Here is a 14,468-nt window from a genome sequence, read left to right as displayed (position 1 = left end):
AAATATGATAGGAATGGGAACAATGTGATATCAAAAATCGCCCTGTCTATGCGTAGAATGCAGCTTGTCGCCTCTCGAAAAACATCCATAATCGGTGACTGTTCTTTCATAGCAACTCATAGGCACGGAAAAAAACTGGGAGATAAATCAATGATAAGACGTACTCTTTTGGCGACGGCTGCCACGGTCGCCCTGTTTGGTGCAGGTGGTGCGCTGGCGCAGGAAAAAGTCGTTAATGTCTATAACTGGTCGGACTATATCGACTCATCGATCATCGACGATTTCACCAAGGAAACCGGCATCAAGGTCGTCTACGACGTTTATGATTCGAACGAGATCCTTGAGACGAAGCTGCTTGCCGGCGGCACGGGCTACGACGTGGTGGTGCCGACCAACACCTTCCTGCAACGCCAGATTTCGGCCGGCGTCTACCAGAAGCTCGACAAGTCGAAGCTGCCGAACCTGAAGAATATGTGGGACATGGTCGCCACCCGCATGCAGCCCTTCGATCCGGGCAACGAATATTCGATCAACTACATGTGGGGCACGATCGGCATCGGCTATAACAAGGCCAAGATCAAGGAAGCCCTCGGCACGGACACGATCGACAGCTGGACGGCGATCTTCGACCCGGCAAATGCCGAAAAGCTCAAGGACTGCGGCATCAACCTGCTCGATTCACCGACCGACATCATCCCGGTGACGCTCGCCTATCTCGGCCTGAACCCGGATAGCCATGACCCGGCCGATCTTGCCAAGGCCGAGGAAGCGCTCCAGAAGATCCGCCCCTTCGTGCGCAAGTTCCACTCCTCCGAATTCATCAACGGCCTGGCGAACGGCGATATCTGCATCGCGGTCGGCTGGTCGGGCGATATCTTCCAGGGCCGCGACCGCGCGGAAGAGGCCGGCAACGGCGTCGAGATCGGCTACACGATCCCGAAGGAAGGCACGCAGATGTGGTTCGACCAGATGGCGATCCCCGCCGACGCACCGCATGTCGAAGAGGCGCACGCCTTCCTCGACTACATCATGCGCCCGGAAGTCATCGCCAAGGCCTCGACCTACATCCACTACGCCAACGGCAACAAGGCGGCCCAGGCCATCATGCCGGAAGAGATCATCAAGGACACGACGATCTATCCGGATGAGGCGACGCTGGCCAAGCTCTTCACCAACACGACGCTGGACGCAAAAACGCAGCGCCTGTTCACACGGGCGTGGACCAAAATCGTGACCGGCCAATAACCGGCACAGGACGAATTGCCCGGAAGTCTCTTCCGGGCAATTTCATTTTGACTGCCAGAAAAAAGAGATGGGGACAGGTAATGAAATCTCTCGGCAATATCCGTCGTTCCTTCGCGCCGTGGACGGATCCGGACGCAAAACCATTCATCACGTTCCGCAATGTCACGAAGAGGTTCGGCGATTTCACCGCCGTCGATGATCTCACCCTGAATATCTATCACCGCGAGTTCTTCGCGCTGCTCGGCGCGTCCGGCTGCGGCAAGTCCACGCTGCTGCGCATGCTCGCCGGTTTCGAGCGGCCGACCTCCGGCGAAATCATCCTCGACGGCCAGGATATTGCCGGCATTCCGCCCTACAAGCGGCCGGTCAACATGATGTTCCAGTCCTACGCGCTCTTCCCGCACATGACGGTGGAGAGCAATATCGGTTTCGGGCTGCGCCAGGACGGCATGCCGAAGAACGAGATTGCCGAGCGCGTCTCGCAGATGCTGAAGCTCGTCAAGCTCGAACAGTTCGCCAAGCGCAAGCCGCACCAGCTTTCCGGCGGCCAGCGCCAGCGCGTGGCGCTCGCCCGCTCGCTCGCCAAGCGTCCGAAGGTGCTGCTGCTGGACGAGCCGCTCGGCGCGCTCGACAAGAAGCTGCGCGAGGAAACGCAATTCGAACTGATGGACCTGCAGCAGGAACTCGGCCTCACCTTCGTGGTCGTCACGCACGACCAGGAAGAGGCCATGACCATGGCCGACCGCATCGCGGTGATGAGCCACGGGAAGGTCATCCAGGTGGCCACACCGGCGGAAATCTACGAGGCGCCGAATTCGCGCTTCGTCGCCGACTTCATCGGCGACGTCAACATCCTCGATGGCAAGGTTTCGGCCAATGGCAACGGCAAGATCGAGCTTGCCGTCAACGAGGGTTTCACCATCCGCACCGCGACCGCCAACGGCCCCACGCCGGGCAGTGCTGCCGGCTTCGCCATCCGGCCGGAAAAGATGAAGGTCACGCGGGCCGCTCCCGCCGATGCCTCCGTCAACGCGGCGCCGGGCGAAATCTGGGACATCGGCTATCTCGGCGACATGACGGTTTTCTACGTCAAGCTCGACAGCGGCAAGGTGGTCAAGGCCTCCATGCTGAACGCGCTGCGCGAGGTGGAGGACCCGATTTCCTATGACGAGAAGGTCTGGGTCTCCTTCGGCGAAACCGCCGGCGTCGTCTTGAAGGATTGACCGATGAACAAGCTCGGCTCCGCCATCTTCAGCCGCCTTGTCATTATTCTTCCCTATGCGTGGCTGCTGTTCTTCTTCCTCGTTCCCTTCTTCATCGTCTTCCGCATCTCGCTCTCCACCACCGCGATCGCCCAGCCGCCCTATGAGCCGGTCTTCGCGCTGGCGGATGGCCTCTCCGGCTTCTTCGGCAAGGTGGGGCAGTTCAGTTTCGCGAACTACATCTGGCTGACCGAGGATGCGCTTTATCTGAACGCCTACCTGTCGAGCATCTGGATCGCCGGTGTCTCGACGTTCATCACGCTCCTGATCGGCTACCCAATCGCCTATGGCATGGCGCAGGCGCCGCGCACGCTGCGCCCGACGCTGCTGATGCTCGTCATCCTGCCGTTCTGGACGAGCTTCCTGATCCGCGTCTATGCTTGGATCGCCATCCTCAAGCCGGAAGGGCTGCTCAACCAGTTCCTGCTCAGCATCGGCGTCATCGACCAGCCGCTGATCATCATCGGCACCAACTGGGCGATCTATATCGGCATCGTCTATTCCTATCTGCCCTTCATGATCCTGCCGCTCTATTCCGCGCTGGAGAAGATGGACAATTCGCTGATCGAGGCGGCAAAGGATCTCGGTTGCCCGCCCATTTCCGCCTTCTGGAAGATCACGTTCCCGCTCTCCCTTCCGGGCGTGGTCGCGGGCTGCATGCTCGTCTTTATTCCGGCCGTCGGCGAATTCGTCATCCCGGATTTGCTCGGCGGGTCGCAGACGCTGATGATCGGCAAGACCTTGTGGAACGAGTTCAACGCAAACCGCGACTGGCCGGTCTCCGCCGCCGTCGCCACCATCCTGCTCCTCATCCTGGTCGTGCCCATCGTGTTCTTCCAGAATGCGCAGGCCAAGGCCGAAGAGCAAGGGAGATAGGCCATGAGCAACTGGTCCCGTTTCAACATCGTCTCCGTCGTCCTCGGCTTCGCCTTCCTCTACCTGCCGATCGTGCTGCTGGTGGTCTTCTCCTTCAACGAGTCGAAGCTCGTGACGGTCTGGGCCGGCTTCTCGACGAAATGGTACGTCGCGCTCTTCAACAACCAGGGCCTCATGGATGCGGCCTGGGTGACGATCCGCGTGGCGCTGCTGTCGGCGACGATCGCCACCATCCTCGGCACCATGGCGGCGCTGGCGCTGACACGCTACACCCGCTTCCGCGGAAGGTTGCTGTTTTCCGGCATGGTCTATGCACCGCTCGTCATGCCGGAAGTCATCACCGGCCTGTCGCTGCTCTTGCTCTTCGTCGCCATCGGCTTCGACCGCGGCTTCGTCACCGTGACGCTGGCGCACATTACCTTCTCGATGTGCTTCGTGACGGTCGTGGTGCAGTCGCGGCTGCTCTCCTTCGATCGCTCCATCGAGGAGGCGGCGCTCGATCTCGGCGCCACGCCGGTCCGCACCTTCCTTGAGGTGACGCTGCCGGTCATCCTGCCGGCGGTGCTGTCGGGCTGGATGCTGGCGCTGACCCTGTCGCTCGACGATCTCGTCATCTCGAGCTTCACTTCCGGCCCGGGTGCGACGACGCTGCCGATGAAGATCTACAGCCAGGTGCGCCTCGGCGTGACGCCGGAAATCAACGCGGCCTGCACCCTGCTCATCGGCCTCGTCGCCATTGGGGTCGTTATTGCGTCCATCATGACGAAGCGGCGCGAGGTGCAGCGCCAGCGCGACGAACAGGCGGCCTTCGCCGGCCGCTGAACCCTATTCCTGGCGGGGCTGTTGCCCCGTCAGGATCGAAAGCGGCGAGATTACCGGCTCCGGCCAGGAGCCGCCGACGAAGAAGCTGATCGCCGGATTGACGACCGCCGAGGCGTCCGCCTGCGGGCGGTCGGACAGCGCGCCGGCCAGCGCCACGCTGCCGCTGCGATAGGGGATCATGCCGGAGAGCGTCAGAAGTTTCTCGTTGCCCTCGATCTCCGCCTTGGTCAGTTCCGCAAGACCGCGGTCGAGCTTCGCCTCCACGTCGGCCCGCACGAAATCGAACGAGCCGTCGGCTGCTTCGGAAAAATTGAAGAAGGCGTTTTTCGCCGCACGCTCCTCGAAGGCCTGCCGGTTGAAATGGGTGAGCGTGCCCGAGCCCATGTTCAAGCGGAAATGGCCGGACATGTCGGACGCCGTCGTCGCCCAGAGCGGCCGGTCGGTCGAAAGCTCGAAATCGGCCGAGCCACGCCCGGAAGGCAGCGGCCCCGGCAGCGCCAGAGTGTTGACGATGGCGCCGATATCCACGTTGCTCAGCGACATCTGGAACCGCCCGCCGCCACGAAAACCCTGTTCGGTGAGCGCGATGCGGCCCGTCATGCGCCCGTCCATGAAGCCGCTGTCGCCGACATCGAAGGAGGCGCGGCCATTCTCGACACGCACGCCGGCTGCAAGCTCCTGAAGCGAGAACGGCGTGAAATCCGCCGTCTTGGCGGAAAGCCGGAGGTCCATGCCGAACTGGTGCAGGAAGGCCGTGTCGATGCTCGCGGCATTCTGCTCGGCGCCGGGCGAAAAGGCGGAAAGGAAGGCGCGCAGGTCGATGCGGTCGAAGGCAAGCGTGCCGCCGACCTGCGGCACGCCGTCCGGCGGCATGTCGACGTCGAGCACGCCGGTCGCCTGCGCATTGTCGAGCGTCATCTTGACGTTTTCGAGCTTGGCCGAATAGCCGGCCGTCGTCACCTTCGCCTCGACATTGACATGGCCGAGATTGCCGACCGAGGGGATGTCCTTGCCCTGCCAGGCGAGCAGATGGCCGAGCGAGGGCGTCGACAACATCATGTTGCCGGCCACGAAGGCATTGGTCGAGAGATTGGCGACGCCCTCGAAGTTCACCGTGGTCGGATCGGCGGAAAGGTTGGTGCGCATATTGGCATTGTGCCCGGCCAGCAGCGCCAGCGGCTGGTCGCAATCGAAGGTCCAGCGCGTCATCTCGCCATTGACGACGCCGGAGAGCGTCAGATCCAGCGGACGCCGAAGCGCCGGCCAGTCGATATTGCCGTTGATATCCGAGATGCGATAGGGCGTGGTCCCGTCGTCCTGCGCCACCTCGACGATGCCGTCGACGACGTTGATCGTGCCGATGCGCTCCTCCGGCAGTTCCGGTATCGCCTGGCCTTCGGGAGCGGAGGCGGTGGCGTCGATCGCCTGGATCAGCCAGCCGCTGTGGCGCCAGTTGAACACGCCCTCGGCGTCCCAGCCGACACGGACCGTCGGCCGCACGAGATCGAAATCGCTGAAGACAGGCTTGCCGCGCACGGCGCCGACAAGGTCGAAGCTTGCCCATATTTCCTCGACATGCGCGAGTTCCTGCTTGCCGCCCGTGACGACCCGCACATTGCCGAGCGTCACGCGCGGATAGGGCCAGAAGGAGAATTCCGCCGCGCGGCCGATCTCGACGTCGGCGCCGGTCCAGGCTTCCAACGTCTCCTCGATTTCCCGCCCGACCGTGTCCGTCTGGATGAGGAAGGGAAAGCCGACGCGCCCGGCGACGAACAGTGCCAGAACGACCAGGAATCCCCGCACCAGAAGCCGCGATTGCATGAAACGGGAAAGCGTCATTCGGGGGCGGGTCCTCTACCGGCAGCGGTCACATCTCTTCAAGCGAACGGGGATAGGCGCTTGGGGCCAAGAAATCAAATGGCGGCACGGCGGAATTGCGTTCGGCAACGGCGCGAACCGGCATTCGCGGCATTATACTGCGGTGCAACATGTTGTAGAATGGCCCTTGAGTGGAGGACAGCGTGATGTCGGAAATGCCCCTGTGGGAACCCTCGGCGGAAATCCTGGCGACGAGCCCGATGGCCCTGTTCATGAAAGGCGCTAGCCGCATCGCCGGGCGCGCCTTCACATCCTATGAGGATCTTCACGCCTGGTCGGTGGAAGACCGGGCGGCCTTCTGGACCGCGGTCTGGGACGATTGCGGCGTGATCGGCGAGAAGGGCGGCACGGCGCTCGAAAACGGCGACCGCATGCTCGAAGCCCGCTTCTTCCCGCAAGGCCGTCTGAATTTTGCGGAGAACCTGCTGAAGAAGGCCGGTCCGGACGATGCGATCGTCTTCCGTGGCGAGGACAAGGTGTCCTACCGCTGGTCCTGGGACGGGCTGCGCGCCCGCGTCTCGAAACTCCAGCAGGCCTTCGCGGCGATGGGTGTCGGTGAGGGCGACAGCGTCGCCGCCATGATGCCGAACATGCCGGAAACCATCGCCTGCATGCTTGCCGCCACCTCGCTCGGCGCCATCTGGTCCTCCTGTTCGCCCGACTTCGGCGAGCAGGGTGTTTTCGACCGCTTCGGCCAGATCGAGCCGAAGCTTTTCATCGCCTGCGATGCCTATTGGTATGCCGGCAAGCTTCAGGATGTCTCCGCCAAGGTGCAGGCCATCGCCGGAAAGCTCGGCGTGCCGGTCGTGGTCGTGCACTATGCGGGGGATGCCGAAGCGCTCGCCGCCTCGCTGCCGGATGGCCGCACGCTGGAGGCGCTGACGGCGCCCTACGCGGCGAAACCGCTCACCTTCGCGCAGCTCCCTTTCCGCCACCCGCTTTATATCCTGTTCTCGTCCGGCACGACGGGCGTGCCAAAATGCATCGTCCATTCGGCCGGCGGCACGCTGCTGCAGCACCTGAAGGAGCATCACCTGCATTGCGGCCTGGTCGAGGGCGAGCGGCTGTTCTACTTCACCACCTGCGGCTGGATGATGTGGAACTGGCTGGTCTCCGGCCTCGCGCTCGGCACCACGCTCTGTCTGTTCGACGGTTCGCCCTTTCATCCGGATGGCAACGTGCTGTTCGACTATGCGGCGACGGAACGCTTCGCCGTGCTCGGCACTTCCGCCAAATATATCGACGCCGTGCGCAAAAGCGGCCTCACACCGCTCTCGACACACGACCTCTCCAGCTTGCGCGTGCTGGCCTCGACGGGGTCGCCGCTCTCACCCGAGAGCTTCAGCTTCGTCTATGAAGGCATCAAGCCGGACGTGCAGCTCGCCTCCATCTCCGGCGGCACGGATATCGTCTCCGGTTTCGTGCTGGGCATTCCGCTGAAACCCGTCTGGCGGGGCGAGATCCAGGGGCCGGGCCTCGGCCTTGCCATGGACGTCTGGGACGAGGACGGGCAGCCGGTGCGCGGCGAAAAGGGCGAGCTGGTCTGCACCAGGGCCTTCCCCTCCATGCCCGTCATGTTCTGGAACGATCCGGCCGGCGAAAAATACCGTGCCGCCTATTTCGAGCGTTTCGACAATATCTGGTGCCACGGCGATTTCGCCGAATGGACCAGCCATGGCGGCATCGTCATCCATGGCCGCTCCGACGCGACGCTGAACCCTGGTGGCGTGCGCATCGGCACGGCGGAGATCTACAACCAGGTCGAACAGCTTGACGAAGTCGCCGAAGCGCTCTGCATCGGCCAGGACTGGGATGACGACGTGCGCGTCGTGCTCTTCGTGCGCCTTCAGCCCGGCGAAGTGCTGGACGAGGCGCTGGAAAAGACGATCCGCACAAAGATCCGCACCGGCGCCTCGCCCCGCCATGTGCCGGCGAAGATCATTGAGGTTGCCGATATCCCGCGCACGAAATCGGGTAAGATTGTCGAGCTTGCGGTGCGCGAGGTCGTGCATGGCAGGCCGGTCCGGAACCAGGAGGCGCTCGCCAATCCGGAGGCGCTGGCGCTCTTTGCGGGTTTGGACGCGTTGAAGTCATGAAGGTGAGCGGCGCCCGCGATTTCGAACCGGCCGTATTAACCAAACTCGCGAAGTTGTGAACGAAACCTTTGTGCCGGAACCGGCCAGGTAAGGATTTGTTAAACCGCATTGGGGCAATGTCGTGCCAACTTGAGCGCGCCCGATGATGGGCGTTCCGGTCGCACCCGACCCCGATGGCATGAGGCCGTTCACCCACGCTTACGTTGGACAGCATTCAAACTATCGGGGCGGCTTTTGCCGCCCTCTTTTTTACCCCGTGTGCCGGTCGAGCGAGCGCGAGACGAGGAAGACGGGGATGAGCCCGACCGCGACGATGATGATGGCCGGCACGCCGGCGTCCTCCACCTTCGCCCGCGAGGCATCCTCGTAGACCAGCGTTGCCAGCGTGTTGAAGTTGAACGGGCGCAGCATGATCGTCGCCGACAGTTCCTTCATGGTCTCGATGAAGACGAGCAGCGCCGCCGTCAGCGTCGCCGGCCGCATCATCGGCAACAGCACGCTCCGCAGCGTCTGGCCGCTGGTGCGCCCCAGCGTGCGCGCCGCCATGTCGAGATGCGGCGAGAGCTTGTGGAAGCCCGCATCGATCGTGCCTTCCGCCATGGTGAGGAAACGCACCGTGCAGGCATAGATGATGGCAAAGCCGGTGCCGGAGAGCAGCAGGCCGGTGGAGATGCCGAATTGGGCGCGCAGGAAGGCATCGACCGCATTGTCGAAATTGGCGAGCGGGATCAGCACGCCCATGGCAAGCACCGTGCCCGGTACGCCATAGCCGAAGGAGGCGAAACGGCCGGCGGCGGCGTTCAGCCGCGAGCGCGTGGTGCGTGCGGCATAGGCCAGCAGGAAGGCGAGCAGCACCGCGACGAGCGCCGTCGATGCCGAGACGAGCACGCTGTTCCAGAGTGCGGAGAGCAGCCGCGTCGAGACGAATTGCTCCAGCCGGCGCGCGGCATAGCCGCCGAGCACGAAGACCGGAATGGCGAAACCGATGACCGGCGGCGCGAGGCAGGCGAGGCTGGCCGCCCATTTCTTCCAGCCCGCGAGCTTCAGGCGCACCGAATCGTGCACGGCCGCCGTGGTCTTCTGGCTGGCGAAACGCTGCCGGCGGCGCGCGGCGCGCTCCACCAGCATCAGGCAGACGACGAAGACCAGCATGACGCAGGCGATCTGCGCGGCACCGGCAAGGCTGCCGCGGTTGAGCCAGGTGTCGAAGATCGAAAAGGTCAGCGTCTGCACGCCGAGATATTCCACCGCGCCGATATCGTTCAGCGTTTCCATGGCAACGAGCGTCAGCCCCACCATGATCGCCGGCCGCGCCATGGGAATCTGGATTTTCGCGAAGACTTTCAAGGGACCGGCGCCGAGCGTGCGTGCGACATCCGCCGCCGCGCGGCCCTGCATCAGGAACATCGAGCGCGCGGAGAGGTAGATGTACGGATAGAGCACGCTGGACAGCACCAGCATCGCGCCGCCGGTGGTGCGCACCTCCGGAAACCAGTAGTCGCGGCTCGTCTGGAAGCCGAAGAGGCCACGCCAGGCCGTCTGCACCGGGCCGGTGAAGGAGAAGAATTCTGCAAAGGCATAGGCGCCGAGATAGGCGGGGATGGCGAGCGGCAGCACGAGCAGGCCGGAGAGCAGCCGGCGGCCCGGAAACTCGCAGCTCGCGACCAGCCAGGCCGTCACGACGCCGACGACGCCGCTGATGGTGCCGACGCCGGCAAGCAGGATCAGCGTGCGCAGCGTCGCGCGCGGAATGACATTGCTGATGAGATGCGGCCAGCTCTCCATGCCGCCCGTCGCAGCAATGACGACGATGGCGATCGCCGGCATCAGCACGATCATGGCTGCCAGCACGGCGGTGACTGAGAGCAGCGGGTGGCGGGCGGCGCTGGATCGGCGGCGCGCCGGCACGCTTTCAGACAGGACCTGCAAGGCTTTACCTCGACGATGCGGCAATCCCTGACGGGGCAGGGGCGCCGGGACACGTTTTTCCCGGTCTAGCCCAATAGGGTCAATCTGCCAACACGCGCGGCGAGGGAAAGCTCACTTCGACCAGCGTGCCCTCGTTCGGCGTGGAGCTGATCGAAAAGTTTGCCCGGTTGGCATCGACCATCGCCTTGGTGAGCGGCAGGCCGAGGCCGGTCCCGTCGCCCCGCTTGCGCGCACCCGTGGTCACCTGCCGGAAGGGCTTCATCGCCTGTTCCAGCTCGCTGCGCGTCATGCCGACGCCGGTGTCGCGGATGCGCAGCACGACGCTGCCGTTCGGCTCGTAGGCGGTCGACACGACGATCTGCCCGCCGGCGGGCGTAAAGCGGATGGCATTCGACAGGATGTTGAGCGCGATCTGCTTGATCGAGCGCAGGTCCGCGACGATCTGCGGTACATTGGCCGAAAGCGAGGTGCGGATGATGACGCGCTGGCCGTTCGCCTGCGGCTGCACCAGCGACACGGCTTCCGCGATCGTCTCGTTCAGGCCGACGGCCGTGAACTCCAGCTCCATCTCGCCCGCCTCGATCTTGGAAATGTCGAGGAGGTCGTTGACGATATCGAGCACATGGCGGCCGGAGCGGCCGATATCGTTGGCATATTCGATGTAGCGCGGATGGCCGATCGGGCCGAAGCGCTCCGTCGCCATCATGTCGGAAAAGCCGATGATGGCGTTGAGCGGCGTGCGGATCTCGTGGCTGACGCGGGCGAGGAAGTCGCTCTTGTGGGCATTCGCCGTCTCGGCCGCGCGCTTGGCGTTGCGCAACTCCTCCTCGGTGCGCTTCCACTGGGTAATGTCGCGAATGACCGCGCAGTAGCCGGAGGAGGAGGAGAGGCGGCCCATCGTCATGAACAGCGGGATGAAGCCGCCGGAGGCCTCGCGGCCGATGACCTCGCGCCCGTCATTGAGCACGCTCGCGACGCCATGGCCGGCCAGGCCGGCGAGATAATCGAGCACCGCCTTCTGGCTTTCATGGGCAAAAAGCATGGCGAACGGCCGGCCGCGCGTCTCGTCCTCGTCATAGTTGAAGAGGGCGCTTGCCGAGCGGTTCATCGAGCGAATGTCGCCTTCCTGCCCGACCACCACGACGCCATCGGTCGCGGTTTCGAGGATGGAGCGCAGCTCGCTGACCTCGATGCGCAGTGCCGAGGCGGCCGCCTGGTCGGCGTTCCGCTCTTCGGTCTCGATGGGCGCGGGCGCGGTTTCGACCAGCGAAAGGGTCGGCTTGTTGGCCTGGATCGGCGTCAGCGCCAGCATCAGCGCGGTGCCGTCCTCCCAGCGGATCGACTGGAGGCGGGCGCGCACGGCGCTGGCACTCTCGCCATCGGCATGGCGCAGCGCCATCGTGCCGTCGCCGTCGCCTGCGTCCTCGTCCGGGCCGCCCAGCAGGATTTCGAGCCCACCGGAGGCTTCGAGGTCGTCGAGGCTGGAATAGCCCGTCAGGCGGAAGAATTCCGGATTGGCATGGATCAGCCGGTCGCCGACATGCACCAGCAGCGCCACGGGCAGCGCGTCGACCACGGCGGCGGTGAGGCCGTAATCCATCTGCCGGCGCGGGGGGGCGATCGCCGTGCGCGTCTCGGCATGGTCCTCGCTCAGGAGGTCGTCGGCATGCGGGCCGATTTCGAGGCCCGGCATTTCCGCGTCGTTCTCGCCTGTCGCGGGCACGACGGCGGCAATTTCGGGCTCGTCGTCGCGGATCGTCTCAGCCGGTGTTTCGGCGGCGCGGTCGCCTGCCGGGCGGTCCTCCGGCTTGCGCTTGCCGAAAGTCTCGCCGAGCTGGCGGGCGATTTCGCGGAACGCCGCCTGCTCGCCGGTCGAGAGGCCATCGAAAAGACCGCCGCGATTGCGCCGGGTTTCGAGCTGCACGACCTTGTCGGACTGGCGACGGGCCGGATTTTCGACCAGGCGCAACGCCGGGCGCTCGCCGCGGAAGGCATCCTGTTCGTCATCGGCCGGCACGACCGGCGTTGGTTCTTCTTCCGGAGCCGGGGAGGTGTCTGCGGTTTCTTCGGCAACCGTCTCATCCGGTGCCGCGAAAGCGTCGTCCGTCACCTGCGCAGAGGCATGATCCGGAATCTCGATCGTTTCGGTCAGCCCTTCCGCCGCGTCCTCCAGCAGCGTACCGGCTTCTTCGGCCAGAACCTCTTCCACCAGGACGGTCTGCTCTTCCTCGGCCGCTTCGACAATGTGGCTGAGCGTCAGCCCACGCGCATGAGGGTCCTCGCTCGAATCGGCGATGCGCACGATGCCGAAGCCGCGGAAACCGTCGAATTCGCGGTTGCGCGAATAGGTGGGCAATGCGGCGAGATCGACCGGCACGACGAGCGCCGTGCCCTCGACAGGCCACAGGATCGTCTTGCCCGACCAAGTATCGCGGCGGCGCAGCAGGTCGCCGATCTTGCCTTCGGCGTCGAGATCAAAGCGGGCCGCGACATCGGTGAAGCGCTCGCCGGAGATGGCCGCGGCATGCGGCCCGACGGCGGCGGCGAATTCCTCCGAGATCTCGCTGAACCGCCCCTCGGCATCGATCTTCCAGACGAAACGGATCGGCCGTCCCTGCGGATTGAAGACGAAGCCGGATTTTTCAACGGGCGCTTCGGCGGCCTCGGCGACGGGTTCCTCCGCAAGCGCCGGTTCGACCTCTTCCACGGTTTCCGCAACGACGTCTTCGGCGGTGGCTTCAGGCGCTTCCTCGACCGGCTCGTCGGCACTTTCCAACGGAGCGACGTCCTCGATTGTAGGCTCTTCCTCGACGAAGGCGACCGCTTCAGGCTCGGAAACCGGCTCAACCGCTTCGGCTTCCAGCACGTCCTCGACCTGCGGCTCTTCCGCCACAGGGGTCTCGATCTCCGGCTCGACCTCGACCTCCACCGCGGTAACAGCCATCGGCTCCGCCTCGTCCTCATCCGGATCGAGATGCCCGAGGATCGTTTCGACGGCGAAGAGAAGGTGCAGCGCCGGATCGGTGGCGATGCGGCCGATGGCGGCGGGCAGGTTGCCGCGGCCGGTGGCGATCGGGCGCTTGACGAGGCGCTCCGTGCTGCGGCCGGCGGCCTCCACGAGCGCGCGCCTTGTTTCCGGGCTGACGGCGAGGCTTTCGAAATCCGCCGAGGCGGCGATGATCGTGCCGTCACCGTCGAGCACGGCCATGTGGGTGTCGGGATCGTCGAAGCCGGTCAACATGGCGGCGGCCGCATCTTGCTGGCTCTGTCGGCCGGCGCTGACGGGCGTGCTGAACAGGATCGCCTCGTCGCCGAGGCGGATGGTGACGCCCTCGACGGCCGCACTTACCGGGACGCTGCGAAACCCGCTGCCGATGCGCATGATGAAGCTGCGGCGCTCGCCGGGCGCCTGCACCTGCTGGGCGGTGGCGGAAAGCTGGCGGAAGGCGACATCCGCGCGGTCCGGGCCGGCGTCCAGAAAATCATAGATGTTGTCGTGACCGAAAAGGGCGGCCCCGCGGCCGTTCGACCAGAGCACGCGCGCCATGTCCTTGGAAAACAGCACGACCGCCTCGCCCCGGGCGAAGGGCAGGCGCACCCGTTCATGGACGGCGACGTCGATAAAGGGATACTGCTTTGCGGACATATTCAGGCCTGTGTCTGCTTCCGGGGCCCCGGCTTTCGATTAACGCTTTATTAATAGCGGTGCATGTGCGGGGGGTCCAGCGCTTCGCCCGCAAAGGCCCGGGCTTTCGGGCGGAAGGGTTAACGCCGCCTCGAATTATTGTGCACCGCACAATTTTGTTGCAATGCGAAAAGAGATCGTCTATATACGGCTCATCCAAGAACACGGCGCCTCTAGAGAGGGCCAAACCAAGGAGCGCAGACAATGGCTACCAAGAAGACCGACGACGTATTCTCCATCGCATCCATCGACCCCAGCAAGGTCTCTGAAAGCTTCCGCGAGTTCGCCGAAAAGGGCGCCGCTCAGAGCAAGGAAGCTTATGCCAAGATGAAGGAAGCCGCCGAAGACGCGACCAAGACCGTCGAAGCGACGCTCGAAAGCGCCCAGGCCGGCTCCGTCGAACTCGGCCTCAAGGCCATCGAAGCGCTGCGCACCAATGCCGAAAACTCGCTTTCCCACATGGAAGCCCTGCTCGGCGTGAAGTCGGTCTCCGAACTGTTCGAGCTGCAGACCGCGTTCCTGCGCAAGCAGGCCGAAGTCGTCGTCGAACAGGCCCGCACCCTGCAGGAAACCTCCAAGAAGGTTGCCGAAAAGGTCTCGGCTCCCGGCAAGTCCGCCGCCGAGAAGGCCATGAAGTCCTTCAAGACCGCCTAAGCCCCGCCTGGCAGGGTTTTA

General features: G+C 64.3%; 9 protein-coding genes. 6 read left to right on the top strand and 3 right to left on the bottom strand.

Features of this window, described 5'->3' with window-relative positions; genetic code table 11:
• The first annotated feature begins 135 nt into the window (after window positions 1-135).
• From GB927_RS28935 to GB927_RS28920, 4 genes are all read left to right on the top strand, one after another.
• A complete protein-coding gene (locus GB927_RS28935; protein WP_305112861.1) occupies window positions 136-1,245 on the top strand; it encodes a polyamine ABC transporter substrate-binding protein in 1,110 nt (369 codons plus the stop codon).
• A gap of 80 nt (window positions 1,246-1,325) precedes the next feature.
• A complete protein-coding gene (locus GB927_RS28930) occupies window positions 1,326-2,468 on the top strand; it encodes an ABC transporter ATP-binding protein (protein ID WP_256120686.1) in 1,143 nt (380 codons plus the stop codon).
• A 3-nt stretch (window positions 2,469-2,471) separates the two neighbouring features.
• On the top strand, window positions 2,472-3,383 hold the full coding sequence (locus GB927_RS28925; RefSeq protein WP_256120685.1) for an ABC transporter permease subunit: 912 nt from the start codon (window positions 2,472-2,474) through the stop codon (window positions 3,381-3,383).
• A gap of 3 nt (window positions 3,384-3,386) precedes the next feature.
• Complete coding sequence (locus tag GB927_RS28920; RefSeq protein ID WP_256120684.1) at window positions 3,387-4,205, top strand: ABC transporter permease; 819 nt, start codon at window positions 3,387-3,389, stop codon at window positions 4,203-4,205.
• 3 nt (window positions 4,206-4,208) lie between these two features.
• Here GB927_RS28920 and GB927_RS28915 read toward each other — a convergent pair whose 3' ends face one another.
• Entirely contained in the window at window positions 4,209-6,044 is a 1,836-nt protein-coding gene (locus tag GB927_RS28915; protein ID WP_256120683.1) for an AsmA family protein, read from the bottom strand.
• A 185-nt stretch (window positions 6,045-6,229) separates the two neighbouring features.
• On the opposite strand from GB927_RS28915, the gene GB927_RS28910 reads away from it, so the two are divergent.
• The gene (locus GB927_RS28910; protein ID WP_256120682.1) at window positions 6,230-8,179 is read left to right on the top strand and encodes an acetoacetate--CoA ligase; all 1,950 of its coding nucleotides are present in this window, start codon (window positions 6,230-6,232) and stop codon (window positions 8,177-8,179) included.
• 249 nt (window positions 8,180-8,428) lie between these two features.
• Here GB927_RS28910 and GB927_RS28905 read toward each other — a convergent pair whose 3' ends face one another.
• Window positions 8,429-10,018: an ABC transporter permease gene (locus tag GB927_RS28905; protein ID WP_256120775.1), complete on the bottom strand. Its 1,590-nt coding sequence runs from the start codon at window positions 10,016-10,018 to the stop codon at window positions 8,429-8,431.
• A gap of 169 nt (window positions 10,019-10,187) precedes the next feature.
• Window positions 10,188-13,754: an ATP-binding protein gene (locus GB927_RS28900; protein ID WP_256120681.1), complete on the bottom strand. Its 3,567-nt coding sequence runs from the start codon at window positions 13,752-13,754 to the stop codon at window positions 10,188-10,190.
• Window positions 13,755-13,997: 243 nt separating this feature from the next.
• Here GB927_RS28900 and GB927_RS28895 point away from each other — a divergent pair, with 243 nt between their 5' ends.
• Window positions 13,998-14,447 carry a phasin gene (locus GB927_RS28895; RefSeq protein ID WP_256120680.1) on the top strand — a complete coding sequence of 150 codons (450 nt, stop codon included), beginning with the start codon at window positions 13,998-14,000 and terminating at the stop codon, window positions 14,445-14,447.
• The last annotated feature ends 21 nt before the right edge of the window (window positions 14,448-14,468 follow it).

Source organism: Shinella lacus, from assembly GCF_010994755.1.
In the GTDB taxonomy this organism is placed as follows: domain Bacteria; phylum Pseudomonadota; class Alphaproteobacteria; order Rhizobiales; family Rhizobiaceae; genus Shinella; species Shinella lacus.
The sequence above is the reverse complement of the archived record's forward strand: the minus strand, read 5'-3'. Positions and strand labels throughout refer to the sequence as shown.